At 61.5% G+C, this 23978-nt stretch carries 26 protein-coding genes; 17 read left to right on the forward strand and 9 right to left on the reverse strand.

Features of this window, described 5'->3' with window-relative positions:
• The first annotated feature begins 33 nt into the window (after positions 1–33).
• The 3 genes from AC1DJO_RS23705 (at position 34) to AC1DJO_RS23715 (ending at position 1305) form a co-directional block, all read left to right on the forward strand.
• Positions 34–684: a TetR/AcrR family transcriptional regulator gene (locus tag AC1DJO_RS23705; protein WP_112537391.1), complete on the forward strand. Its 651-nt coding sequence runs from the start codon at positions 34–36 to the stop codon at positions 682–684.
• A gap of 124 nt (positions 685–808) precedes the next feature.
• Positions 809–982 (forward strand): hypothetical protein, encoded by a 174-nt coding sequence (locus AC1DJO_RS23710; RefSeq protein WP_477831517.1) that lies wholly within the window; start codon positions 809–811, stop codon positions 980–982.
• Positions 979–1305, forward strand: coding sequence for a DUF6105 family protein (locus AC1DJO_RS23715; RefSeq protein WP_310298600.1), 327 nt, complete (start codon positions 979–981; stop codon positions 1303–1305). Before AC1DJO_RS23710 ends, AC1DJO_RS23715 begins: the two co-directional genes overlap by 4 nt.
• Here the strand turns inward: AC1DJO_RS23715 and ruvX are convergent.
• On the reverse strand, positions 1248–1736 hold the full coding sequence (gene ruvX, locus AC1DJO_RS23720; RefSeq protein WP_477973203.1) for a Holliday junction resolvase RuvX: 489 nt from the start codon (positions 1734–1736) through the stop codon (positions 1248–1250). The genes AC1DJO_RS23715 and ruvX overlap by 58 nt on opposite strands.
• A 120-nt stretch (positions 1737–1856) precedes the next feature.
• On the opposite strand from ruvX, the gene AC1DJO_RS23725 reads away from it, so the two are divergent.
• The 5 genes from AC1DJO_RS23725 to AC1DJO_RS23745 all read left to right on the forward strand — a co-directional run bounded on the left by AC1DJO_RS23725 (position 1857) and on the right by AC1DJO_RS23745 (position 5231).
• Entirely contained in the window at positions 1857–2561 is a 705-nt protein-coding gene (locus AC1DJO_RS23725) for a metal-dependent hydrolase (protein WP_477973205.1), read from the forward strand.
• Positions 2562–2630: 69 nt separating this feature from the next.
• The gene (gatC, locus tag AC1DJO_RS23730; RefSeq protein ID WP_112389713.1) at positions 2631–2918 is read left to right on the forward strand and encodes an Asp-tRNA(Asn)/Glu-tRNA(Gln) amidotransferase subunit GatC; all 288 of its coding nucleotides are present in this window, start codon (positions 2631–2633) and stop codon (positions 2916–2918) included.
• A gap of 54 nt (positions 2919–2972) precedes the next feature.
• Positions 2973–4454 (forward strand): Asp-tRNA(Asn)/Glu-tRNA(Gln) amidotransferase subunit GatA, encoded by a 1482-nt coding sequence (gene gatA / locus AC1DJO_RS23735; protein WP_477973207.1) that lies wholly within the window; start codon positions 2973–2975, stop codon positions 4452–4454.
• A 20-nt stretch (positions 4455–4474) separates the two neighbouring features.
• Positions 4475–4939, forward strand: coding sequence for a GNAT family N-acetyltransferase (locus AC1DJO_RS23740; RefSeq protein WP_477973209.1), 465 nt, complete (start codon positions 4475–4477; stop codon positions 4937–4939).
• 19 nt (positions 4940–4958) lie between these two features.
• On the forward strand, positions 4959–5231 hold the full coding sequence (locus AC1DJO_RS23745; protein ID WP_477973211.1) for a hypothetical protein: 273 nt from the start codon (positions 4959–4961) through the stop codon (positions 5229–5231).
• A gap of 165 nt (positions 5232–5396) precedes the next feature.
• On the opposite strand, the gene AC1DJO_RS23750 is transcribed toward AC1DJO_RS23745, so the two are convergent.
• On the reverse strand, positions 5397–5654 hold the full coding sequence (locus AC1DJO_RS23750; RefSeq protein WP_112389716.1) for a YjhX family toxin: 258 nt from the start codon (positions 5652–5654) through the stop codon (positions 5397–5399).
• A gap of 288 nt (positions 5655–5942) precedes the next feature.
• On the opposite strand from AC1DJO_RS23750, the gene AC1DJO_RS23755 reads away from it, so the two are divergent.
• On the forward strand, positions 5943–6452 hold the full coding sequence (locus AC1DJO_RS23755) for an N-acetyltransferase family protein (protein WP_477973213.1): 510 nt from the start codon (positions 5943–5945) through the stop codon (positions 6450–6452).
• On the opposite strand, the gene AC1DJO_RS23760 is transcribed toward AC1DJO_RS23755, so the two are convergent.
• Positions 6449–6754 (reverse strand): DUF1294 domain-containing protein, encoded by a 306-nt coding sequence (locus AC1DJO_RS23760; RefSeq protein ID WP_477973215.1) that lies wholly within the window; start codon positions 6752–6754, stop codon positions 6449–6451. The genes AC1DJO_RS23755 and AC1DJO_RS23760 overlap by 4 nt on opposite strands.
• A 134-nt stretch (positions 6755–6888) precedes the next feature.
• Between AC1DJO_RS23760 and gatB the strand changes: the two genes are divergently transcribed.
• From gatB to AC1DJO_RS23785, 5 genes are all read left to right on the forward strand, one after another.
• Positions 6889–8394: an Asp-tRNA(Asn)/Glu-tRNA(Gln) amidotransferase subunit GatB gene (gene gatB / locus AC1DJO_RS23765; protein ID WP_112537382.1), complete on the forward strand. Its 1506-nt coding sequence runs from the start codon at positions 6889–6891 to the stop codon at positions 8392–8394.
• A gap of 61 nt (positions 8395–8455) precedes the next feature.
• Positions 8456–8959: an N-acetyltransferase family protein gene (locus AC1DJO_RS23770; RefSeq protein ID WP_477973241.1), complete on the forward strand. Its 504-nt coding sequence runs from the start codon at positions 8456–8458 to the stop codon at positions 8957–8959.
• Positions 8960–8966: 7 nt separating this feature from the next.
• The gene (locus AC1DJO_RS23775; protein ID WP_477973217.1) at positions 8967–9431 is read left to right on the forward strand and encodes an N-acetyltransferase family protein; all 465 of its coding nucleotides are present in this window, start codon (positions 8967–8969) and stop codon (positions 9429–9431) included.
• Positions 9432–9535: 104 nt separating this feature from the next.
• The gene (locus tag AC1DJO_RS23780) at positions 9536–9931 is read left to right on the forward strand and encodes an NADH:ubiquinone oxidoreductase subunit NDUFA12 (protein ID WP_112389721.1); all 396 of its coding nucleotides are present in this window, start codon (positions 9536–9538) and stop codon (positions 9929–9931) included.
• Between the two features lie 120 nt (positions 9932–10051).
• Entirely contained in the window at positions 10052–10489 is a 438-nt protein-coding gene (locus AC1DJO_RS23785; RefSeq protein WP_112516923.1) for a DUF2155 domain-containing protein, read from the forward strand.
• Positions 10490–11034: 545 nt separating this feature from the next.
• On the opposite strand, the gene aat is transcribed toward AC1DJO_RS23785, so the two are convergent.
• From aat to AC1DJO_RS23810, 5 genes are all read right to left on the reverse strand, one after another.
• A complete protein-coding gene (aat, locus tag AC1DJO_RS23790) occupies positions 11035–11649 on the reverse strand; it encodes a leucyl/phenylalanyl-tRNA--protein transferase (protein ID WP_477973220.1) in 615 nt (204 codons plus the stop codon).
• Positions 11650–11655: 6 nt separating this feature from the next.
• Positions 11656–13005: an acetyl-CoA carboxylase biotin carboxylase subunit gene (gene accC, locus AC1DJO_RS23795; RefSeq protein WP_112389724.1), complete on the reverse strand. Its 1350-nt coding sequence runs from the start codon at positions 13003–13005 to the stop codon at positions 11656–11658.
• Between the two features lie 10 nt (positions 13006–13015).
• Entirely contained in the window at positions 13016–13492 is a 477-nt protein-coding gene (gene accB, locus AC1DJO_RS23800) for an acetyl-CoA carboxylase biotin carboxyl carrier protein (RefSeq protein WP_112516921.1), read from the reverse strand.
• 22 nt (positions 13493–13514) lie between these two features.
• On the reverse strand, positions 13515–13952 hold the full coding sequence (aroQ, locus tag AC1DJO_RS23805) for a type II 3-dehydroquinate dehydratase (RefSeq protein WP_112389726.1): 438 nt from the start codon (positions 13950–13952) through the stop codon (positions 13515–13517).
• A 145-nt stretch (positions 13953–14097) separates the two neighbouring features.
• Complete coding sequence (locus AC1DJO_RS23810; protein ID WP_112389727.1) at positions 14098–14856, reverse strand: DsbA family protein; 759 nt, start codon at positions 14854–14856, stop codon at positions 14098–14100.
• A gap of 202 nt (positions 14857–15058) precedes the next feature.
• Between AC1DJO_RS23810 and AC1DJO_RS23815 the strand changes: the two genes are divergently transcribed.
• Entirely contained in the window at positions 15059–16216 is a 1158-nt protein-coding gene (locus AC1DJO_RS23815; protein WP_477973222.1) for a pyridoxal phosphate-dependent aminotransferase, read from the forward strand.
• Between the two features lie 209 nt (positions 16217–16425).
• Here the strand turns inward: AC1DJO_RS23815 and AC1DJO_RS23820 are convergent, their stop codons facing one another.
• Positions 16426–19341 (reverse strand): Rne/Rng family ribonuclease, encoded by a 2916-nt coding sequence (locus tag AC1DJO_RS23820; RefSeq protein WP_477973224.1) that lies wholly within the window; start codon positions 19339–19341, stop codon positions 16426–16428.
• A 733-nt stretch (positions 19342–20074) separates the two neighbouring features.
• On the opposite strand from AC1DJO_RS23820, the gene AC1DJO_RS23825 reads away from it, so the two are divergent.
• Positions 20075–21238 (forward strand): N-acetylmuramoyl-L-alanine amidase, encoded by a 1164-nt coding sequence (locus AC1DJO_RS23825; protein ID WP_477831529.1) that lies wholly within the window; start codon positions 20075–20077, stop codon positions 21236–21238.
• A 241-nt stretch (positions 21239–21479) separates the two neighbouring features.
• The gene (locus tag AC1DJO_RS23830) at positions 21480–23939 is read left to right on the forward strand and encodes a penicillin-binding protein 1A (RefSeq protein ID WP_112389731.1); all 2460 of its coding nucleotides are present in this window, start codon (positions 21480–21482) and stop codon (positions 23937–23939) included.
• The last annotated feature ends 39 nt before the right edge of the window (positions 23940–23978 follow it).

A 23978-nucleotide genomic window follows, 5' to 3' on the forward strand; every position in this document is an offset into this window, starting at 1 on the left:
CCTTGTAGTGACAAGAACAGAATCGGCTTCGATATGCTTGACGACACCATGGTTTTGGCACCCGTTGCCGCCGAACCCGAGAAGCGCATCCGCGACCGCGGCGCGACCGAAAAGACAATTCTGAAGGCCGCCAAGGCTCTGCTGGCCGAAGAGGGGTTTCAGAATTTCGGCATCAACGCCGTCGCCCGCCGCGCCGGCTGCGACAAACAGCTGATCTATCGCTACTATGGCGGCCTCAACGGACTGGTCGAGGCGATCGGCGCCGATCTCGGCACCTGGGTCAAGGATCGCATCCCCGAAGACACCGGCGGCATGTTCCTGCTGACCTACGGCGATCTGATGGAGCGCCTGTCGCTGCTCTTTCTCGAAGCGCTGCGCGACGATCCGCTCGTCCGCCGCATCGTCGCCTGGGAAGTTTCGGAAAATACCGAGCAGGTGAGGCGTCTCTCGGAAGCCCGCTCCAAGGCGCTGGCGCAGTGGCTGGAGCGCATGCGCGGTTCGCTGACCCCGCCGAAGGGAGTCGATCCCGTCGCCACCAATGCGATTCTCTTCGCCGCGATCCAGCATCTCGTCCTTTCCGCCTCGGCCGGCGGGCAGTGCGCCGGGCTGGCGCTGAAGACCGCAAAGGACTGGGACAAGGCGGCAACGGCGTTGAAGCGCATCGTTCGCGGCGTCTACGGCTGACGGGCGGCCGGCTCATCCACAGGCGGGCGCCCGGCTGTTAACCTTAACAAATGGTTTACGTTGCGCCCCCGGCGTTAAGGCGACAGGGTACGGGCAGTTAAATTATTAGCTGTCAGGACCCATGATGGGAACCAGAGCCGCCAAAGCTGCGTTGCTTGTTGCCGCGATGATGTTTTTCGCGGTGCTCGCCCTTGATATCACCGTTCCCGCGGTCGTCCTGAGCGTGATGGCATTGTCGACCTGGGTTATCGGTCTCGAAAGTCCGGCCGCCTGGCGTCATCGAGGGGAGGCCGCATGAAGTGGTTCCTGATCTTCTGGTTGGGCCCGATCGTTTTCCTGAGCGGCTGGTACTGGCTTTCCTACTACGACATGAATTTCGGCATCTTCATGCTGAGCCGTCAGGTCCATGACCTGACCTTCGAAGTCTATGGCCAGGTTCTGGGCGTGCCGCCGGAAAGCATTCCGCCGCTCGTTGCCCGCGCCATTGCTGTCGACAGTCTCGTGGTTCTGGCGATCATCGCGTTCCGCAAGCGCAAGAAGATTGCCGCCTGGTGGGCCGCCCGTCAGGCGTCGAAATCATCAGCTCTCGAAAGCGCCGACAGCCTGTCCAGGGCGCCCTGAAGAATGAAGCTCGCCGCAGCGGAATCGATCCGCTCGGCCCRCTTGGCGCGCGACACGTCCATTTCCAGCAAAGCGCGTTCGGCAGCGACCGTCGATAGCCGCTCGTCCCAATAGACGAACGGCAGGGCGGTCTTTTGCTCCATGTTGCGCACGAAGGCGCGCGTTGCCTGCACGCGCGGACCGGCCGAACCGTCCATGTTCATCGGCAGGCCGATGACGAAGCCGGCAACCTTTTCCTTCTCGGAAAAAGCCAGCAGCACCTCGGCGTCGATGGTGAACTTCTCGCGGCGGATGACGGGACGTGGCGTCGAGAAGCGCCGTCCGAGATCGGACATCGAAAGGCCGATGGTCTTGGTGCCGAGATCGAGCCCGGCGATCGCCTGTCCGGGCTGCAGGAACGCAGCCATCTCTTCGATCGTCATCACTGTCATCGGCGTTTCATCCCGTCAAAACAAATTGAAGCCTGTGGCGGCTTTTCTTTGCAGCCATATCGGCTATGTCCATAACAATCGAGACCCGCTTTTGCATCACATAATCAAGGGACGCTTTTCATGAAGATCACCTGGCTCGGCCACTCCGCCTTCCGCATCGAAACCGGCAAGGCAAAAATCCTCCTCGACCCCTTCCTGACCTACAATGCTTCGTTCGAGGGTCAGGACATCAAGGATGTGTCGGCAGGCATCACCCATATTCTGCTGACCCACGGCCATGGCGACCATGTCGGCGACACGATCGCGCTCGCCAAGGAAACCGGCGCCACGGTTCTTGCCAATGCCGATCTCGCCTCCTGGCTTGCCGCCAAGGGCGTCTCGAAGATCGAAATGGGCAATACCGGCGGCACGATTGCGCTCGGCGGCTTCTCCGCGACCTTCACCAATGCGCTGCATTCCTCCGCACAGGTCACCGAAGACGGTATCGCCCATGCGCTCGGCAACGCCAACGGCCTGATGCTGCATTTCGACGACGAAGCCTCTATCTTCGCCATGGGCGACACCGATATCTTCTCCGACATGGCGCTGATCAACGAGTTGCACCAGCCGGATATCGGCCTCGTCCCTGTTGGTGACCGCTTCACCATGGGCGGTGCGGTGGCGGCACTTGCCTGCCAGCGCTACTTCAACTTCAAGAGCGCCATCCCCTGCCATTACGGCACCTTCCCGATCATCGACCAGACTGCCGACAAGTTCGTCTCCGGCATGGAAGGTTCGAAGACGAAAGTGAAGGCGATCAAGCCTTCCGAGAGCTTCTCGATCTGACGAAAGCCCGTTGCACAAGGCGGACATGGTCTTTATAGCGAGTGGGAAATTTCCCTTTCGGAGTATGCCATGTCCGTCGATCTTGCCACCGTTAAGCGCGTTGCGCGCCTTGCCCGTATTGCCGTCTCCGAAGACGAGGCAAATCGCATGGTCGGCGAGCTGAATGGCATTCTCGGCTTCGTCGAACAGCTGTCCGAAGTGAATGTCGAAGGCGTCGAGGCCATGACCTCGGTCACGCCGATGGCGATGAAGAAGCGGACCGACCAGGTGACCGATGGCAATAAGGCCGACGACGTCGTCGCCAATGCTCCCGTCACCGACCACAATTTCTTCCTGGTACCGAAAGTCGTCGAATAAGCGCTGCCGCTTTTTCCGATCCCCGCTGCCATTAAAACGATCCGAGTAGACACCATGAGCGAACTCACTAGCCTGACCATTGCCGAAGCCCGCGAGAAGCTGCGCGGCAAAGAGATCACCGCCACCGAACTGACCGAAGCCTATATCTCGGCGATCGATGCCGCGAACGGCGCGCTGAACGCCTATATCAAGACCACGCCCGATCTCGCCCGCGTCATGGCAAAGAAGTCCGATGAGCGCATCGCGGCCGGCCAGGCAGGTGATCTCGAAGGCGTCCCGCTCGGCATCAAGGATCTGTTCGCCACCGTCGGCGTCCACACCCAGGCCTGCAGCCACATTCTCGACGGCTTCGAACCGCGCTACGAATCGACTGTCACCCAGAACCTCTGGGACGACGGCGCCGTCATGCTCGGCAAGCTGAACATGGATGAGTTTGCCATGGGCTCGTCGAACGAAACCTCGCATTATGGCGCGGTCATCAACCCCTGGCGCGCCTCCGGCTCCAACCAGCAGCTGGTTCCGGGCGGCTCTTCGGGCGGTTCTGCCGCTGCCGTTGCCGCCCATCTCTGCGCCGGTGCGACTGCGACCGATACCGGCGGCTCGATCCGCCAGCCGGCAGCCTTCACCGGCACCGTCGGCATCAAGCCGACCTACGGCCGCTGCTCGCGCTGGGGCACGGTCGCCTTCGCATCCTCGCTCGACCAGGCTGGCCCGATCGCCCGCGACGTCCGCGACGCGGCGATCCTCCTGAAGTCGATGGCCTCGGTCGACTCCAAGGACACGACCTCGGTCGATCTGCCCGTTCCGGATTACGAAGCCGCACTCGGCAAATCGCTGAAGGGCATGAAGATCGGCATTCCGAACGAATACCGCGTCGACGGCATGCCCGAGGAGATCGAAACGCTCTGGCAGCAGGGCATTGCCTGGCTGAAGGATGCCGGTGCCGAGATCGTCAACATCTCGCTGCCGCACACCAAATATGCGCTTCCGGCCTATTACATCGTCGCCCCCGCCGAGGCCTCCTCGAACCTCGCCCGCTACGACGGCGTCCGCTACGGCCTGCGCGTCGACGGCAAGGACATCGCCGACATGTACGAGAAGACCCGCGCTGCGGGCTTCGGCAAGGAAGTCAAGCGCCGCATCATGATCGGCACCTACGTGCTGTCGGCCGGTTACTACGACGCCTATTACATCAAGGCCCAGAAGGTCCGTACGTTGATCAAGCGCGACTTCGAAATCGTCTTCGATGCCGGCGTCGATGCGATCCTGACGCCGGCCACGCCGTCGTCCGCCTTCGGTGTCGCCGACGAAAACCTCGCCGCCGATCCGGTCGCGATGTATCTGAACGACATCTTCACGGTCACCGTCAACATGGCGGGCCTGCCGGGCATCGCCGTTCCCGCCGGTCTCGACCACAAGGGCCTGCCGCTCGGCCTGCAGCTGATCGGCAAGCCCTTCGACGAGGAAACCCTCTTCAAGACTGCACATGTCATCGAACAGGCAGCCGGCAAGTTCTCGCCTGCCAAGTGGTGGTAAGCGGCCTGACAATTCGGAAAATGACCTTCGCCGACCACATCGTGGTCGGCGAAGTTGGTTTTGCGGCTTGGTTGTCGAGCATAAAGGGAAAGGAAGTATTCTCCGATTCCAGCATCGTCGCAGCCGCCCGAAAGGCCTTCGTCGATTATCCCGCGTCAGCCAAAGGAGATGTCGCGGTTGCCGAGATTGGCGGCAAGGTCGTCGGCTGGGCTGCCCGTGAAGATGCGCCCGCTTACATTTCAGACCTCTGGGTCGATCCCGCCTTCCAGGGTCGCGGCATCGGGGCAGTGCTGATTGCGCATTTCGTCAGCGTCATATCCGGTGAAGGCTACCGTATCGTCAGGATTGACACCCGCGCCACCAATACCGGCGCCATCCGCCTCTATGAGCGAGCCGGCTTCTCGATCGTCAGGCGCGGCTTTGAACGCGATGCGAGCCTGGGAGTAGACCTTGAAATGGTGAAGCTCGAAATGCATCTCAGATAGGCAACGGGGAGAGGTGGCCATGTCCAAAACTGATCTCGAAAATCTGATCGAAGCCCTCGACCGCCTTGCGGCTGCGGGCTTTGTCATGGGCGCCGAATGGACCGATGTTCACAACATCTGCCAGGCCCACGAAGGTCAGCGCCCCTTCGACTGGGGCCATGCTCTCTGCCATCGCATCGAGGGCGACGACTGGAACGCCGACTACTGGTACCGCCGTACCGGACGGGCTCGCGGAACAGGAACGCTGGCTGAAGAGTGGGCGGCGATGAAGGCTGAGTTGGCAACTTCGTAGCTCCCTCATCTCTGTGCTTGTCACAGAGATCCAGCCACGGCGCGTCTGCGCCGTGATAAAGAGTCTTATGCGCCACGGACATGGCGCTGCTGGATTCCTGTGGCGAGCACAGGAATGAGGGCAATGTAAAAAGACTGGCCCATTCAAGAGCCAGCCTCCGGTTTCCTACCTGTTATCCTGCTCCGCCCTCACCAGCACCAGTCCCCGCTCGGTAATCCGGTAGGGCTTACCGCCCTGCGAGCGGATGGCCCGTTTCTGCTTGAGCTTGCGGAAGGTAAGGATGTCGATGCCGGAGAAGACCCAGCCTTCTCTGGTGAAAAGTTGAAGCTTCTCGATGACGCGGTCTTCGCCGCGGGTGAGTTCGATCCGGCCGCCCTGGGCGAGCAGGTGCAGGATGCGCTGTTCGGCGCGTGAAATGTCCATTGTTGTGTTGATCCGGTCTGGCGCTCGAAAGCGCACAAAAAAACGATCCGGCGTTCAAGGCGAACGGCGGGGTTTCGTTTTCTCTGGCCCATGCGCGCAAGCAGCTTGCGGGCAGGGCCCTTAGCGGGTCTCAGACGAATTCAACATAAGGTTTGCCTAACCCACGCACAGGTTGCCGTCAAGCGCGCCAGATTCGCAACGCGCCTGCAAAAACGGTGCGTAAGCCGCGCAAACCGATAGAAAAGCAGGCGATTCGGTGTTCTACTTTGATCATTGAACGGGGGTTCCATGATCCACATTCGCAATGCCCGCGAGGGCGAGGCGGACCTTCTGAGTGAGATCGGCCTCAGAGCCTGGCAAAAGGCGATGGTGGCCATGGGCGAGACGGACGCGCTGCTCGATGCGGCGCGGAGTGCCTTTACGAACTTTACACGCAACAGCTGGCTGACGATTACGGTGGCCGAACTCAACGGCCAGATTGTCGGCTGGGGAGCGCGGGAGAAATTCGACGAAACGATCTCTGATTTCTGGATCGATCCGGCCTTCACTCGCCAGGGTGTCGGCGCCGCGCTGCTGGCGCAAATCGAGACGGATATCGCCGACCAGGGTTTCTCCAGCGCCGGCATGCAGACGCATTCGGGTAACAACGAGGCTATCAACTTCTTCCAGAAGCACGGCTATAGCATCCACTGGCTGTCGATCGTCTACAACCCGAAGCTCGACCGGGACGTGCCGTCCGTGGGTCTCAGCAAGCCACTGGAGAGCGGCGGTGACGGCACTTACGGGCCGGATTTTTAAGTAAGCCCCAATCGTTCGGCCGCGACGAAGACGATAAGCCCACCGCATACAACGGCGTGAAGTACTGCGATTCCCTTAAGAAGTGTGCGAAACGGCTCCTTCTGCGTCTTGTGCCGCAACAGGCGCTGGGCGGTGATCGCACCCGGACTGCCGCCGAACAATGCCAGCATCAGCAAGGTCCGTTCGCTCACGCGCCGGTGTCCTAGTCGGGCGGCCCGCCTGTCGATGAAATAGGTGGCGAAGACGAAGAGATTGTAGGCGAGAAGCAGGGCGGCGAGTTGAAGCGCGTGGGAAGAGATCATACATCCATGCTAGCGCGCCGCTGTTAACAGCGCGAAAACGGGAGCTGTGCCCCAGACACGCCGAAAGCCTTGCACCGGCAGGCCATTTCCGTTACCTCACCAGATGAAAAGAACAGCCTCCCGAAGAGTATCACATGACCCTTGTCGACGTTCGCACGCCTGATCCGAAACGCTTCATTCCCGGCGCCACCGGCGATTGGGAAGTCATCATCGGCATGGAAGTCCATGCGCAGGTGCTGTCGAATTCGAAGCTCTTCTCCGGCGCCTCGACGGAATTCGGCAAGCCGCAGAACTCGAATGTCTCGCTCGTCGACGCCGCCATGCCCGGCATGCTGCCTGTCATCAACGAGGAATGCGTCCGCCAGGCGGTGCGCACCGGTCTCGGCCTGAAGGCGCAGATCAACAAGCGCTCGCTGTTCGACCGCAAGAACTATTTCTATCCCGACCTGCCGCAGGGCTATCAGATCTCGCAGTTCAAGGATCCGATCGTCGGCGAAGGCCAGATCGTCATCTCGCTCGGCCCGGATCGTCAGGGCCAGTTCGAAGACATCGAGATCGGCATCGAGCGTCTGCATCTGGAACAGGACGCCGGCAAGTCGCTGCACGATCAGCACGCGACCATGTCCTATGTCGACCTGAACCGTTCCGGCGTCGCGCTGATGGAGATCGTCTCCAAGCCCGACATGCGCTCGTCCGATGAGGCCAAGGCCTACATGACGAAGCTGCGCTCGATCGTCCGTTACCTCGGCACCTGCGATGGCAACATGGACGAAGGCTCGATGCGCGCCGACGTCAACGTTTCCGTGCGCCGTCCGGGCGAGGGCTTCGGCACGCGCTGCGAGATCAAGAACGTCAACTCCATCCGCTTCATCGGCCAGGCGATCGAATACGAAGCCCGCCGCCAGATCGGTATTCTGGAGGACGGCGGCTCGATCGACCAGGAAACCCGTCTCTTCGACCCGAACAAGGGCGAGACGCGCTCCATGCGCTCCAAGGAAGACGCGCATGACTACCGCTACTTCCCGGATCCGGATCTGTTGCCGCTCGAGTTCGACGATGCTTTCGTCAGCGCGCTGGCAAAGGACCTGCCGGAGCTGCCTGATGACAAGAAGGACCGCTTCGTCCGCGAACTCGGCCTGTCGATCTATGACGCGTCGGTGCTGGTATCCGAAAAGGCGATTGCCGATTATTTCGAAGCCGTTGCCGAAGGCCGCGATGGCAAGACGGCTGCCAACTGGGTCATCAACGACTTGCTCGGCGCCTTGAACAAACTCGGAAAAGATATTGAATCGACTCCGGTTTCCCCGGCTCAGCTCGGCGGCATCATCGACCTGATCAAGGCCGAAACGATTTCCGGCAAGATCGCCAAGGACGTCTTCGAGATCATCCTCAACGAGGGTGGCGATCCCGCTGAAATCGTCGAAAGCCGCGGCATGAAGCAGGTGACCGACACCGGCGCCATCGAAAAAGCTGTCGATGAGATCATCGCCGCCAACCCCGATCAGGTTGCCAAGGTGCTGGCCAAGCCGACGTTGGCTGGCTGGTTCGTCGGCCAGGTCATGAAGTCGACCGGCGGCAAGGCCAACCCGCAGGCCGTCCAGGCGCTGGTCAAGGCCAAGCTCGGCATCGTCGAGGAATAACCGGCGTCTGCCGAAGAGCGTGAGCGGCCTCGGATCCCGGCGCCGCCAGGAGAAAGCCTTGGTGTATTTTGTCCGCACCGCCGGTGAGCGCGATCTGGAGAAGATCCGCGCCGTGCTGGTGGAGAGCTTTCATGCGACCTATGACCGCTTCTATGGCGGGCCGAAGGTCGATGAACTGATCGGCCACCTGTTTTCGCCGGCGGCGCTGAAGGCGCGGCTGACAAAGAAGAATGCTGAATTCGTCGTCGCCGACAGCGGCAAGGATATCGGCGCGGTCGGCTATGCGGCAATGTCCGCCGATTTGGCAAAGACGGCGATCCTGCATCTTCTCTATGTGCGTCCGGCGCTGCAGCGTCAGGGCATCGGCCGCGACATGTTTGCCGAGCTGGAAACCTGCTTTCCGGATGCGGAGATCATGCGTCTCGAAGTCGAGCCGAAGAACGAGGATGCGATCGGTTTCTACAGCAGGCTGGGTTTCATCGAGGCGGGCCGCAATGAGAATGTCGGCCCCGGCCAGTCGGGTATTGCGACGCTGGTGCTTGAAAAACATCTTCCCGCCCATTGAGACCATCATGACCGGCAAGCTCATCATCCGCGAGGCCCGGCAGGACGATCTTGCTGCGTTGATAACGCTCTTCGCCGCCGACGATATCGGCGGACATGGCGATACGACCGACGAGAGCGCTTACGCGGACTACCTCAAGGCCTTCTCGGCGATCGCCGCAGCGCCGGACCAGACGCTCTATGTCGGCGAACTGTCCGGCGAAGTCGCCGGCACGTTTCAGATTTCGATAGCGACGACTCTGACCGGCCGCGGCGCGTCCTTCATGATCATCGAGGCGGTGCAGACGCGCGTCGACTTGCGCGGGCAGGGCATCGGCGGGCAGATGATCGAGTTCTGCATCGCAGAGGCAAAAAGCCGCGGCCTTGCCCGCGTCCAGCTGATCTCGAACGGCAAGCGCAAGGATGCCCACCGGTTCTACGAGCGCCTGGGCTTCGAGCCGTCGCATCTCGGCTTCAAGATGGCCTTGAAATGAGCCGTTGCAAATCTGGAATCACTGGACAATCCGGTCTTCCGGCGGCATAAGCGAGTGAACGAATTCCAGTCCCGCTTGACCTCTGGCAAGCACAAGGAACAGACATGAAGAACTTCCTGCTGCACATTTTCACCTGGTGGAACCACTACACGCTGGGAACACGGTTTGCGCTTCGCGGTTTCAAGCGTGTTGGCGAAGATGAGCTCGGCAATGTCTATTACGAAGGCGGCCTGTCTTCCTATGGTCTGCCGAAGCGCTGGGTGATCTACAGCGGCTATGCCGAGGCCTCGGCCATTCCTCCGGGCTGGCACGGCTGGATGCACCACCGCACCGACACCCCGCCGTCGAAGGAAAACTACGCCGCCAAGGAATGGGAAAAGGCGCACCGCGCCAACCCGACCGGCTCGCCGCAGGCCTACCGTCCGCCGGGTTCGCTGTCGGCCACCGGCGAGCGTCCGCGCGTCACCGGCGACTACGACGCCTGGACGCCTGGCAACTGAGAGTTCGCCGACCGCAAAGCGGGCCATCCGGCCCGGCTTTTGGCCACAATTGACCTTTACCCGCAGGTTGGCCGCAGAAGCTGCGGCCATTATCATGAGATGCGGTGGAGACGGGTAGATATGCAGCTTTTCACGCGGAACCAGGTCCTGCGTGCCGCCGGGATCGCCCTGGCGCTTGGCTCGCCGCTGTTGCCGCAGATCGCTTCTGCCGCGCGCATCGAAAACCCTGTCGCCGTCTTCTCGGGTCTCGACAAGATCACCGGCCGCATCACCACCTTCGACGTCTATGTCAATGAAACGGTCCAGTTCGGCGCGCTGCAGGTGACGCCGAAGGCCTGCTATTCGCGCGACCAGTCGGAAGCGCAGAAGATCGACGGTTTCGTCGAAGTCGACGAAATCACGCTCGACCGCAAGATCCGCCGCATCTTCACCGGCTGGATGTTTGCCGACAGCCCGGGTCTGAACGCCGTCGAGCACCCAATCTATGACGTCTGGCTGAAGGACTGCAAGGCGCAGTCGGACGTGCCGGCGCCTGATGGCGCGGCGAAGGCTAAGTGATTTCCTGATTACTGGTTTGGGCCATTGTGGCCGGCCCTCGTCCTTCGAGGCCCTTCGGGCACCTCAGGATGAGGGGCGGAGGAGCTGTTGGCGCTGGAGTGCCCGTCGCTGGTTTTTATTCTGGCTCCGAGCCGAAGCGTCCAAGAGAGCCCTCATCCTGAGGCGGTAGCAAAGTGACCCTTGAAGGACGGGGGCGGGTGCCCTGGTCCCATAGTTTTACCCGGACGTGCCGGCATCGGATGGTGCGGCGAAGGTTAAGTAGAAATCTCTTTTGTTGGTTGGCCTTGGTGCCCGGCCCTCGTCCTTCGAGGCCCTACGGGCACCTCAGGATGAGGGGCGGAGTGGCTATTGGCGCTGGAAGTACCCGTCGCTGGTTTTCATTTGGCTCCGGGCCGAAGCGTCCGAGAGAGCCCTCATCCTGAGGTGGGAGCGAAGCGACCCTCGAAGGACGGGGGCGGGCACACCCATCCCGCAGCAAGCCAGCTTCACGAGAGCCCTCATCCTGAGGTGCCCGAACGGCCTCGAAGGACGAGGGCAGGCGCTCCCTAAAACGCCAGATGCGGCGAATCCATCGCGGCATCCAGCATCACGGCATATTCATCCTTCGGCACGTCGATCGCCCCGAAGGTCTTCAGATGCTCCGTCGTGAACTGCGTATCCAGCAGCCTGAACTCTTTTTCCCGGAGGCGCTCGACCAGATGCACCAGGCAGATCTTCGAGGCGTCGGTGCGCCGCGAGAACATGCTCTCGCCGAAGAACGCCGCGCCCAGCGAGACGCCGTAGAGCCCGCCGACAAGCGTATCGCCCTCCCAGGCCTCGACGGAATGCGCATGGCCGATGCGGTGGAGGGTCGAATAGAGCTGCCTGATGGTGCCGTTGATCCAGGTGCTCGGGCGCCCGGAGGTTTCCGCCGCGCAAGCCGAGATCACAGCATCGAAATCATGATTGAACCGGATGTGGAACGGTTTGCGGCGAATGGTTTTCGCAAGGCTTTTGGAAATGTGGAAATCGTCAAGCGGGATAACCCCGCGAAGTTCCGGCTCGACCCAGAAGATCTCCGGGTCATCAGCCGATTCGGCCATCGGGAAGAGGCCGATGGAGTAGGCGCGCAGGAGGATCTCCGGGGTAATTCCTGGGGACTTCCTGCGCGACCCTGCCATTCGTGATCAGGCCGGCTTGGTGCTGGCGAGATACTGTTCCAGCCAGTGGATGTCGTAGTCGCCGTTCGCGATGTCCTGGTTCGAAACCAGATCCTGGAACAGCGGCAGCGTGGTCTTGATGCCATCGACGACGAACTCGTCCAGCGCGCGGCGCAGGCGCATCATGCATTCGACGCGGGTGCGCCCGTGAACGATGAGCTTGCCGATCAGGCTGTCGTAGTAAGGCGGGATCTTGTAGCCCTGGTAGGCGCCGCTATCGATGCGAACGCCGAGGCCGCCCGGTGCATGGAAATGCGTGATCGTGCCGGGCGAGGGCACGAAGGTGCGCGCGTCTTCGGCGTTGATACGGCATTCGATGGCGTGGCCCTCGAAATTCACTTCCGCTTGCGTCACCGATAGACCGCCGCCGGAGGCGACGCGGATCTGTTCGTGCACGAGGTCGATGCCGGTGATGGCTTCGGTGACCGGGTGTTCCACCTGCAGGCGGGTGTTCATTTCGATGAAATAGAACTCGCCGTTTTCGTACAGGAACTCGATCGTGCCGGCGCCGCGATACTTCAGCTTCTTCATGGCGTCGGCGCAGACCTGGCCGATCTTCATGCGCTGCTCGACGTTGAGCGCCGGGGAATTTGCTTCTTCCCAGACCTTCTGGTGGCGGCGCTGCAGCGAGCAGTCGCGTTCGCCGAGATGGATCGCATTGCCTTCGCCATCGCCGAACACCTGAACTTCGATGTGGCGCGGCTTGCCGAGATACTTTTCCATGTAGACGGCTTCGTTGCCGAAGGCAGCAGCCGCTTCGGTGCGGGCCGTCGACCAGGCTTCGATCACGTCGGCTTCGGATTTCGCGACCTTCATGCCGCGTCCGCCGCCGCCGGCGGTTGCCTTGATCAGAACGGGATAGCCGATTTCGGCCGCCGTCTTGATGGCGTCTTCTTCGGTCTTCACTTCGCCGTCAGAGCCCGGAACGACGGGGATGCCGAGTTCCTGCGCCGTCGTCTTGGCGGTGATCTTGTCGCCCATGATGCGGATGTGATCCGCTGTCGGGCCGATGAAGGTGATGCCGTGGGCCTCGAGAATATCCGCAAACTTGGCGTTTTCGGACAGGAAGCCGTAGCCGGGATGCACGGCATCGGCGCCGGTGATTTCGCAGGCTGCGACGATCTGGTGGATGTTCAGATAGCTGTCGCGCGACGGCGGAGGGCCGATGCAGACGCTTTCGTCGGCAAGGCGCACATGCATGGCGTCGGCATCGGCGGTGGAGTGAACCACGACGCAGGGAATGCCGAGCTCCTTGCAGGCGCGCAGGACGCGCAGCGCGATTTCGCCGCGGTTTGCAATGAGGATTTTCGAGACCATGATGCCCGCCTTATTCGATGACGACGAGGGCCTGGCCGTATTCGACGGGGCTGCCGTCTTCGACGAGGATTTCCGTGACCTTGCCTGACTTCGGCGACGGGATCTGGTTCATGGTCTTCATCGCTTCGATGATGAGAAGCGTCTGGCCTTCCTTGACGGTCGAGCCGACTTCGATGAAGGCGCGTGCGCCCGGAGCCGGTGCCATATAGACGGTGCCGACCATGGGGGCGCTGACCGTATTGGCCGGGTTGCGGGCCGGGGCAGCGGCTACTGCCGGAGCGGCCGCAGGTGCGGCGGCTGCAGGCGCAGGCGCATAGGCCGGAGCGCCGCCGATCGGCGCCTGGACATATTGGACATTGCCGCCGCGCGAGACGCGGATGCGCAGATCTTCCTGCTCAACTTCGATCTCCGTCAGGTCCGTGTCGTTCAAGATGTTCGCGAGGTCACGGATCAGTGCCTGGTCGATACCCGATTTCTTTTCAGCCATGAGTGTTTGCCCTGTCTTCTTCTTATGCCGTAAGGTTCTTCAGCGCGTGAAGCGCCAGAATGTAGCTGTGAGGCCCGAAGCCAGCGATCACACCCTTGCAAGCAGGGGCAATCATCGACTTGTGGCGGAATTCTTCGCGTGCATGCACGTTGGAGATATGGAGCTCGATCACCGGAATGGAAATGGCCTTGATCGCATCATGCAGTGCAATGGATGTATGCGTGTAGGCTCCGGCATTGATCGCAACGCCTGCAGCCTTGTCGTTTGCTTCATGAAACCAGTCGACGAGCGCGCCTTCGTGGTTGCTCTGGCGGAAATCGATATCGAGACCGAGTTCCTGGCCCGCAGCCCTGCAATCCGCTTCGATGTCCTTGAGCGTCTTGCCGCCATAGATGCCGGGTTCTCTTTTGCCCAGCATGTTCAGGTTGGGGCCGTTCAGGACGAAAATGGTTTGCGTCATCGAGTGTTCCATTAAATGCACGAGGGCAACCTATAGACTCCCCATGCCCTTAATGAAAGCCCTTTGGGGTAGGCAGCCGGAATCGTGCCATATTTGTCCACATGGCTGAAACGCTTAGATTTTGGCGATTTGATGAGCGCCGGTCTCAGCAGCTGGTCTTGCCGCAGGTGCGCATGTTCTTGACCTTGGCTTCCAGGTCGTCGAAACCGACCGCGCCCTGCACTAGCTCATTGCCGATGACGTAGGAGGGCGTGCCGGTGATGCCGAGCTTTTGGGCAAGGTCATAGGCATTCTGCACCGAAGACGTGTCAGGGCTCTTTTCCATCTCGGCGCGGATCTGCTTTTCGTTGACGCCGAGCGAGGAGGCCACTTCGATGGCGCTGTCTTCGTCGGCGCGGCCTTCGCTGCCGAGCAAGGCCATGTGGAACTTCTCGTATTTTTCAGGCGCCAGCTTGCGGAAAGCGTCGGAAACCTTGTGCGCGGCAACCGATTCCGGGCCGAGGATCGGGAATTCCTTGAGAACGAAGCGGACGTTCTGGTCTTTCTTCAGCATCGTCTGCATATCCGTCAGCGCGTGACGGCAGTAGCCGCAATTGTAATCGAAGAACTCGACAATGGTCACGTCACCCTTCGGGTTGCCGATCGAGATATCGTCCTTGGCTTCGAAAATGCTCTTGCTGTTTTCGCCGATCACCTGGTTGGCTTTGACGAGCCGGGCCTCTTCCTGCTTTTTCTGCAGCGCGTCCTGAACGTCGAGCATGATCTCGGGATTCTGGATCAGGTATTCCTTGATGAACTCGCCGAATTCCTTCTTCTGCGCATCGTCGAGAGCAGCAGCGGGAAGGGGCATCGCAAAGCTGGCAGCGAGCGCAAGGGCGGTGAAGGTTTTCGGAAAGAGAGCCATTGTGTCCTCGTCGGCTGATCGAATGCGATGCCGCTTCATAACATCGCCCGGTTAATGGGCTGAAACGTTCGGCATCAAATTACGGTGTGCGGCCCGGCCATCAAACAGGATTTTTCTGGATCGCGGCGCAATCGCGGGATTGTGATGCACCTGATAATGCGGCAATTGTCTGGCCGCAATTGAATATCCGGAGTTTTGGCCCTTGTTTTCCGTATCAAAGCGCAGCGAAGTCGAGCCTTTCCACGCCATGGACGTTCTGGCGGAGGCGACCAAACGGCGTGCCGCCGGTCATCCGGTCATCTCGATGGCGGTCGGCCAGCCGTCTCATCCGGCACCCCAGGCAGCACTCGATGCCGCTCGCGCGGCACTGGCAGAAGGCAAGATCGGCTATACCGACGCGCTGGGGACGGCGCGGCTGAAACACGCGCTCGCCTGGCATTATCGCGACCGCCATGGCCTGGAGATCGATCCGGCGCGGATCGCCATCACGACGGGTTCCTCGGCCGGTTTCAATCTCGCCTTCCTGTCGCTCTTCGATGCTGGCGATGCCGTGGCGATCGCCAGGCCCGGCTATCCGGCCTACCGCAATATTCTTGGCGCACTCGGGCTGAAGGTGATCGAGGTCGCCGTGACGGCCGAGACGCATTTCACGCTGACGCCCGAAAGCCTTGAAACGGCGCAGCGCGACAGCGGCGTCAAGCTCAAGGGCGTCCTGCTTGCGAGTCCGGCAAACCCGACCGGAACGGTCACCGGCCGGGCGGCGCTGAAGGAACTCGCCGACTATTGCGCCGCTCAATCGATCGCCTTCATCTCCGACGAGATCTATCACGGCCTGACCTTTGCGGGCGAGGAGACGAGCGCGCTGGAACTGACAGACGAGGCAATCGTTATCAATTCCTTCTCGAAATACTATTGCATGACCGGCTGGCGGATCGGCTGGATGGTTTTGCCGGAACGGCTGGTTCGCCCGATCGAGCGCGTTGCCCAGAGCCTCTACATCTCGCCGCCGGAACTGTCGCAGATCGCCGCCACCGCGGCGCTTGGCGCTGCCGTCGAACTCGATGTCTACAAGGCGAGCTACGCGGCCAACCGCGATTTCCTGCTCCGCCGCTTGCCCGAAATCGGCCTGCCGGTGGCATCGCCGATGGACGGTGCCTTCTATGCCTATGTCGACGTGACGCGGTTCAGCAATGACAGCATGGCCTTTGCCAAGCGCATGCTGGCGGAGATCAATGTCGCCGCGACGCCGGGCCTCGATTTCGATCCGCTCGAAGGCAACAGGACGATGCGCATGTCTTACGCCGGCTCGCAAACCGAGATCGTCGAAGCCGTCGAGCGCATGGCCCGCTGGCTGAAATAGAGTCCGCGCTCAAGCGCTTAGACGCATTTCCTGACTCATTTTGTCAGACAGGTGAATCAAGATCTGAAGAGGCTTGCTGCCGCGAGACAAAGCCGGATTGGCCTTCTCGACTTATCTCGGATGCCCCTTTCCAATCTCTCCCGGATACGGAATCAAAAAAGCCGGCTGTGTCACCACAGCCGGCTTTTCATTGATCAATCAGCGGTCTCTCAGAAGAAGCCGCGGCGCTGCCACCAGCCGGCCTTCTTCGGCTTGCCGTCGCCCTCGGGCTCGGCAGCTTCGCTGCGCGTCGATTTGACGGTCGGCGAGGAGGAGGAGACGTTCGAGCCGCGATTGGCGCGGGCCGACTTTGCTTCTTCCGTTGCCGGAGCGTCGAGATCGGCAGAGGCTTCCACCGTCTCGGCTTCGGGTGCAGGTTCGGCAGTTGCTGCGGCAGCCGGAGCTTCCTCGGCAACGACAGGCTCTTCCACTGGCGAAACCTCGACAGCCTTCTTGCGGCCACGGCCGCGGCCCTTGGCGGGCTTGACGTCCTCGGTGACGAAGGCGCCGGTTTCGACAGCTGCCATAGCCGTCTGGCCTTCGGCCGCATCTTCGGAAACGGCCTCGATGACTTCAGCCTGCGTCTCGGCTGCCGCGCTTTCGGCAGCGTCACCTTCGCCGGCTTCGCCATCAGCGTCCGTCTCGCTGTCGGTGCCTTCGGCACTCAGTTCGCCGTTTTCGTCACGGTTGCGGCGTCCGCCACGCTTGCCGCGGCGGCGGCGCTTGCGGCGCTGTTCGCTCTCGCTGTCGGTTTCGGCGCGGGCTTCCGCGGTGCCGGCAGCGGCTTCGTCGCCCTCTGCGCCTGCATCATCCTCGTCGCCTTCACCGTCGTCGCCCTCGTCACCGGAGGCGTCGTTGGCCGACTGCTGTTCGTTTCCGCCACGTCCGCCACGGCGGCGGCGGCGCCGCTTGCGCTTGCGGTTGCCGGCTTCGCCATCGCTCTCGGCGCGTGCCTGCTGGGCAGGACGCTCGCTGGCGGCTAGCTTTTCTTCCAGTTCTTCGTCTTCTTCTTCGTCCACCTCGATCACGACATCGTCGTCGTCATCTTCAGGGATGGCCGCGAAGTTGAACAGGGTTTCGATCTTCACCGGATTTTCGACCGGCTCGCCGCGATCGATCGCAAAGTGCTGCGATCCGACGCTGTTGTCGGCGCCGATGATGATCGCCACGCCGAAGCGGGTCTCGTAATCGACGATGGACTGGCGCTTGTGGTTCAGAAGATAGAGCGCGATGTCGGGCGTGGTGCGCACCGTGATGTCGTGCGTCGTGTTCTTCAGCAGATATTCCTCGATGCCGCGCAGCACATGCAGGGCGACCGAAGACTGCGAACGGACGTGACCGGTACCGCCGCAATGCGAGCAGACCTGGGTCGTCGATTCCAGAACCGAGGCACGGATACGCTGGCGCGACATTTCGAGAAGGCCGAAATGCGAGATGCGGCCGACCTGGATACGGGCGCGGTCGTTCTTCAGGCATTCCTTCAGACGCTTCTCGACAGCGCGGTTGTTGCGCTTTTCTTCCATGTCGATGAAGTCGATGACGATCAGGCCTGCAAGGTCGCGAAGGCGAAGCTGGCGCGCGACTTCGTCGGCGGCTTCGAGGTTCGTCTGCAGGGCCGTGTCTTCGATCGAATGCTCGCGGGTCGAACGGCCGGAGTTGACGTCGATCGAAACCAGCGCTTCCGTCTGGTTCATGATCAGGTAGCCGCCCGACTTCAGCGTCACCTGCGGCTGCAGCATGCGGTCGAGCTGCGCTTCGATGCCGGAGCGCGAGAAGATCGGGTGGATGTCGCGGTAAGGCTGAACCACCTTGGCGTGGCTCGGCATCAGCATCTTCATGAAGTCTTTCGCTTCGCGATAGCCTTCTTCGCCGGCAACGATGACTTCGCTGATATCCTTGTTGTAGAGGTCGCGGATCGAACGCTTGATCAGCGATCCCTCTTCATAGACGAGGCAAGGGGCCGTCGATGCCAGCGTCAGCGTGCGGACGTTTTCCCAGAGACGCATCAGATATTCGAAATCGCGCTTGACCTCGACCTTGGTGCGGTTGGCACCGGCCGTGCGCAGGATGACGCCCATGCCCTGCGGCACTTCGAGCATCCGGGCGATTTCCTTCAGCCGCTTGCGGTCCTGCGGATTGGTGATCTTGCGGGAGATGCCGCCGCCACGCGCCGTGTTCGGCATCAGCACCGAGTAACGGCCTGCGAGCGACAGGTAGGTGGTAAGAGCTGCACCCTTGTTGCCGCGCTCTTCCTTGGCGACCTGCACGAGCAGGATCTGGCGGCGCTTGATGACTTCCTGGATGCGGTACTGCTTGCGCGGCTTGCGCTGAACGCGATCGGGAACTTCTTCCATCGCGTCTTCCGCGCCGACCGATTCGATCACTTCTTCTTCGTGGTCATGATCGTCGTCGTCATCGTCGTCATTGCCGCGGCGGCGGGAATCGACGTCTTCGGAAATCGAGTCGGTCTCGACCATGGCAGCCATCGAGCTGCCGTTCGAGTCGTCGTCGCTATCGACGGAAGCAACCGGCGCTTCGACATCGGTCGGGACGGCATCTTCGGTCGCGGTGGTCTCGACAACCTTCTTGCGGCTGCGGCGCGGCTTTGCAGCCTTCTTTACCGGAGCGGCGTCTTCGGCAGCCGGAGCTGCTTCCGCTTCGATCGCGGCAGGGGCCTCGGCCGTAGCGTCCGCTGCCGGCTCGTCCTTGGCGACGATGCCGATGTCGGGCTGGTCCTGGTTGGCCGGATCGTTCATCGGCGCGGTTTCGACGTGCTCGACGTCGTCGTCGCGGCGATGTTCCTCGGCTTCCGCGCGCAGCAGCGCCTGGCGATCGGCCAGCGGGATCTGGTAATAGTCGGGGTGGATTTCGGCAAAGGCCAGGAAGCCGTGCCGGTTGCCGCCGTAATCAACGAAGGCGGCCTGTAGCGAGGGTTCTACCCGCGTTACCTTTGCAAGATAGATGTTGCCGCGAATTTGCTTCTTGTGCTGCGACTCGAAGTCAAATTCTTCTATGCGGTTCCCGCGAACGACAACGACGCGCGTCTCTTCCTCGTGAGACGCGTCGATAAGCATTTTGTCTGCCATGTAAGCTGTGCTCCTCGGCGCAGCCTCATACGCGCATCCCCGCCAGTGTCTGAGACAGGCGGGTTGCGGTCAGGAGGGGTTGCGCCGGATAATGAAAGTCGCGCTTGGTTCGGGAGGGCAGGCAGCAGCCAGACAACAGCGGGGAAGATATTCTCCCGGGGCCTGTAGACTTTGGATAAAACCTGCTGCGACACCATTATGACCAAGCGAGATCGACAATACTAAGACCCGTAGGTCCGATGAGTTTGCTCCTCGGAGCGGTTGGTGGCTATCCACCGATGAAGTTTCCGCATACGCCGGAAAAATCAGAATCCAGTTCACTCGGAAAGAAACACGTATGACGGCGGACGATTGCCGGTTGCGGCGCCAGGTCCTCTCAGGGGTTGGCAGCCTTCGCGGCGACTCTATCCCGTCAGCACTTCTAACCTGAAATCGTTGTATGGTTTCTCTGTCACAATAGCAAGGGAAAAGCCAAATGTGCCATAATATTGATGGATTTCGGCACGCATAGAAAATCGGGGATCCTTGGTCCCGATTCGATGCGCTATGCTCGGCGCCGAGCATCGGGCAGGCGCCGCCGGGCGGCGGGGATCATGTGCCCCGGGGACATATGCAATGACAAATAGGGTGTGGCGGTCGATTGTTTAAGAGGGAGCGGCCCGTAGCGGGGCAATCCGGCAACCGGAAGAATGTTTTTGCGGCGGCGCTCGCTGCCGCGGCGCTGTGTCTCGGGATGGCGACCGCGATCGCAGCCGACGGCGCCAAGCCCGAGCCGCTGCTGGCCTACGGTGCCCGGATCATCGGCGATGACGCCCGCACCCGCATCGTCATCGATTTCGACCAGGCCCCCAGCTTCTCCATCCATTATATTGCCAATCCCGAGCGAATCGTCGTCGATCTCCCGGCGACCGCCTTCGGTTTCGATACCAAGCAGCTCGAAGCGCGCGGTCTCTTCAAGGATATCCGCTACGGCGCAATGGGCGAGGGCAGCGCGCGAATCGTGCTCACTGCCATCAAGCCGGTGAAGCTGGCGATCGCCAAGGTCCAGCAGGATGAGGACGGCAAGGGGCACCGCCTGGTGCTCGACGCCGAGATGACGTCGAAGGAAGCCTTCGCCGCGCTCGTCAAGGCTCAGACCTGGAACGGCGCCGATGACCAGCAGGTGACTAGCGCCATTCCGGCGGCAGAGGCCGCCAAGCCCGGCGATTTCGTCATCGCCGTCGATGCCGGTCACGGCGGCATCGATACCGGCGCGATCGGCGTCGATACGAAAACCGAAGAAAAGCAGGTGACGCTGGCCTTCGCCAAGGCGCTGGCCGACCGGCTGAACCGCGAGCCCGGCATCAAGGCGTTTCTGACCCGCGACAACGACGAGTTCCTCTCGCTTTCCGAGCGCGTGCAAATTGCCCGCCAGAACCATGCCGGCCTTTTCATCTCGCTGCATGCCGATACGCTGAAGCAGAAAGATATCCGCGGGGCGACCGTCTATACGATCTCCGACAAGGCATCCGACAAGCTCGCCGCCGATCTTGCCGAACGTGAAAACCTCTCGGATCAGATTGCCGGCAAGGAAACCGTCGCCGAACCGCCCGAAGTGGCCGATATCCTGCTCGACCTGACGCGGCGCGAGACGCAGGCGTTTTCGATTTCGCTGGCCGAAAGCGTCCTGAACTCCTTCAAGGACCAGATCGGCACCATCAACAATCCGCACCGCCATGCAGGTTTCCAGGTTCTGCGGGCGCCCGACGTACCATCGATCCTCGTCGAACTTGGCTTCCTCTCGAATGTCGAAGACGAGAAGCTGCTGCTCGATGAGACCTGGCGCGGCAAGATGGCGGACCTGATGACCGATGCGGTCAAGCGTTACCGCTCGTCGGTCGTCGCCAATGGCGGCTGACGCCGTGGCGAACATGTAACAGCGTGGACGAAAGCCGGGGACGGGACTGGAATGGGGCAGGGGAGCCCTATTTTGCTCACATTCAGGCCGTTACTCGCCGCTATGTTTCTGACCCGAGAGGCGGATTCGGCTTGTCGCAGTGCCGCTCATGGAGTAAGCCGCGCGCAATGTGTAGATTGCGCGCTCCGATGCGATGATATCGCCTGTGCCGATTGAAGATTTGGAATACCGGTAGCCCAATATGATCAGACTTCTTGGATATTTCTTCGGCATTGCTTGCGTCATGTTTCTTGGCGCCGCAGCTGTCGTTGCCGTCTATTTGGCAAACGTCGCGAAGGATCTCCCCGATTACGCCGTGCTGAACAGCTACGCACCGCCGGTTACCACCCGCGTGCATGCCGGCAACGGTGCGCTGATGGCCGAATATGCCAAGGAAAAGCGCCTGTTCCTGCCGATCCAGGCAATCCCGGACCGCGTCAAGGCGGCGTTTCTTTCGGCCGAAGACAAGAACTTCTACAATCACCCGGGCGTCGACCTGACCGGCCTTGGCCGCGCCATCCTCGTCAACCTGCAGAATTTCGGTTCCGGCCGCCGCCCGGTCGGCGCTTCGACGATCACCCAGCAGGTCGCCAAGAACTTCCTTCTGACATCCGACCAGACGATCGACCGCAAGATCAAGGAAGCGATCCTCTCCTTCCGCATCGAGCAGGCCTATTCGAAGGACAAGATTCTCGAGCTCTATCTCAACGAGATCTTCTTCGGCCTGAACTCTTACGGCATTGCCGGCGCGTCACTCACCTATTTCAACAAGTCGGTCACTGAACTGACAATCGCCGAAGCCGCCTATCTGGCGTCGCTGCCGAAAGGCCCCGCGAATTACCATCCGTTCCGCCACCCCGAAGCCGCTCTCGAGCGCCGCAACTGGGTTGTCGACCGCATGGTCGAGAACGGCTATGTCAGCAAGGAAGACGGCGAAGAGGCGAAGAAGCAGCCACTCGGCGTCACTGCCCGCAGCACCGGCCCGTCGCTCTTCGCATCCGACTATTTTGCCGAAGCCGTCCGCCGCCAGCTGATCGACCAGTATGGCGAAAAGACGCTGTATGAAGGCGGTCTTTCCGTCCGCACCTCGCTCGATCCGCAGATGCAGCTTGCCGCCCGCAAGGCGCTGCAGGACGGCCTGACCACCTATGACGAACGTCGCGGCTTCCACGGCGCGCTGAAGACCATCGACACGACATCGGATTGGGGCAAGGCGCTGGCCGATATTCCGGCGCTCTCCGATGTGCCCGAATGGCGTCTGGCCGTCGTTCTGGCGGTTTCCGACGATGGCGCCGACATCGGCTTGCAGCCGCCGAAGGATGGTAGCGGCAAGATCGGTGCCGAGCGCGAGCGCGGTACGATCACCGCCAAGAACATGCAGTGGGCCTACCGTTCCTCGACCGGCGACCGCAAGACCGCCAAGTCGCCGGAAGGCGTGCTGTCTCCAGGTGATGTGGTTTACGTCGCGCGTCAGGGCGACGAGACCTCGACATCCTACCGCCTGCAGCAACCGCCGAAAGTTCAAGGTGGCCTCGTCGCCATGGACCCGAAGACCGGCCGCGTGCTCGCCATGGCCGGCGGCTTCTCTTACGGCCAGTCTGAATTCAACCGTGCGACGCAGGCGATGCGTCAGCCGGGCTCATCCTTCAAGCCTTTCGTCTATGCTGCCGCCATGGATAACGGCTATACGCCGGCCTCGGTGATCATGGACGCGCCGATCGAGATCGTTTCCGGCGGCCAGGTCTGGAAGCCTGAGAACTACGGTGGCGAAGTCGGCGGCCCCTCGACGCTGCGCTCCGGTATCGAGCATTCGCGCAACCTGATGACGGTGCGCCTTGCCAACGACCTCGGGATGAACATCGTCGCCGAATATGCCGAGCGCTTCGGTATTTACGACAAGATGCCGCCGCTGCTCGCCATGTCGCTGGGTTCCGGCGAAACCACGGTGCTGCGCATGGTCTCGGCCTATTCGGTTCTTGCCAATGGCGGCAAGCAGATCAAGCCGACCCTGATCGACCGCATCCAAGACCGTTACGGCAAGACCATCTTCAAGCATGAAGAGCGCGTCTGCGATGGCTGCAATGCCGGCGATTGGCAGAACCAGGAAGAGCCCAATATCGTCGATAACCGCGAACAGGTTCTCGATCCGATGACCGCCTACCAGATCACCTCGATGATGCAGGGCGTCATCACCCGCGGTACCGCCGCAGGCAAGGTCGATCTCGGCGGCCGCGACGTTGCCGGCAAGACCGGTACGACCAACGACGAGAAGGACGCCTGGTTCGTCGGCTTCACGCCGGATCTCGTCGCTGGTCTCTATATGGGCTTCGATACGCCGGCTCCGCTTGGTCGCGGCGGCACGGGTGGCGGCCTCTCTGCGCCGATCTTCAACGAATTCATGCAGGCCGCCGTCAAGGACATGCCGCCGTCGAAGTTCGTCATTCCGCAGGGCATGAACCTCGTCGCCATCGACCGCAAGACCGGCATGGCGGCGCAGGAAGGCGATCCGAACACCATCATCGAAGCCTTCAAGCCCGGCACCGGCCCGGCCGACAGCTTCTCGGTCATCGGCATGGACGGTACCATGGCGCCGGAGGAAATCCTCAAGACTTCGCCACAAGCCAATCAGGCGGTGCAGTCTGGCGCCGGCGGCCTCTATTAACATCATCCGCAGAGACGGTGCGGCGGCCGCGGGCTTTAC

The organism is Rhizobium sp. 05N430 (genome assembly GCF_056396985.1).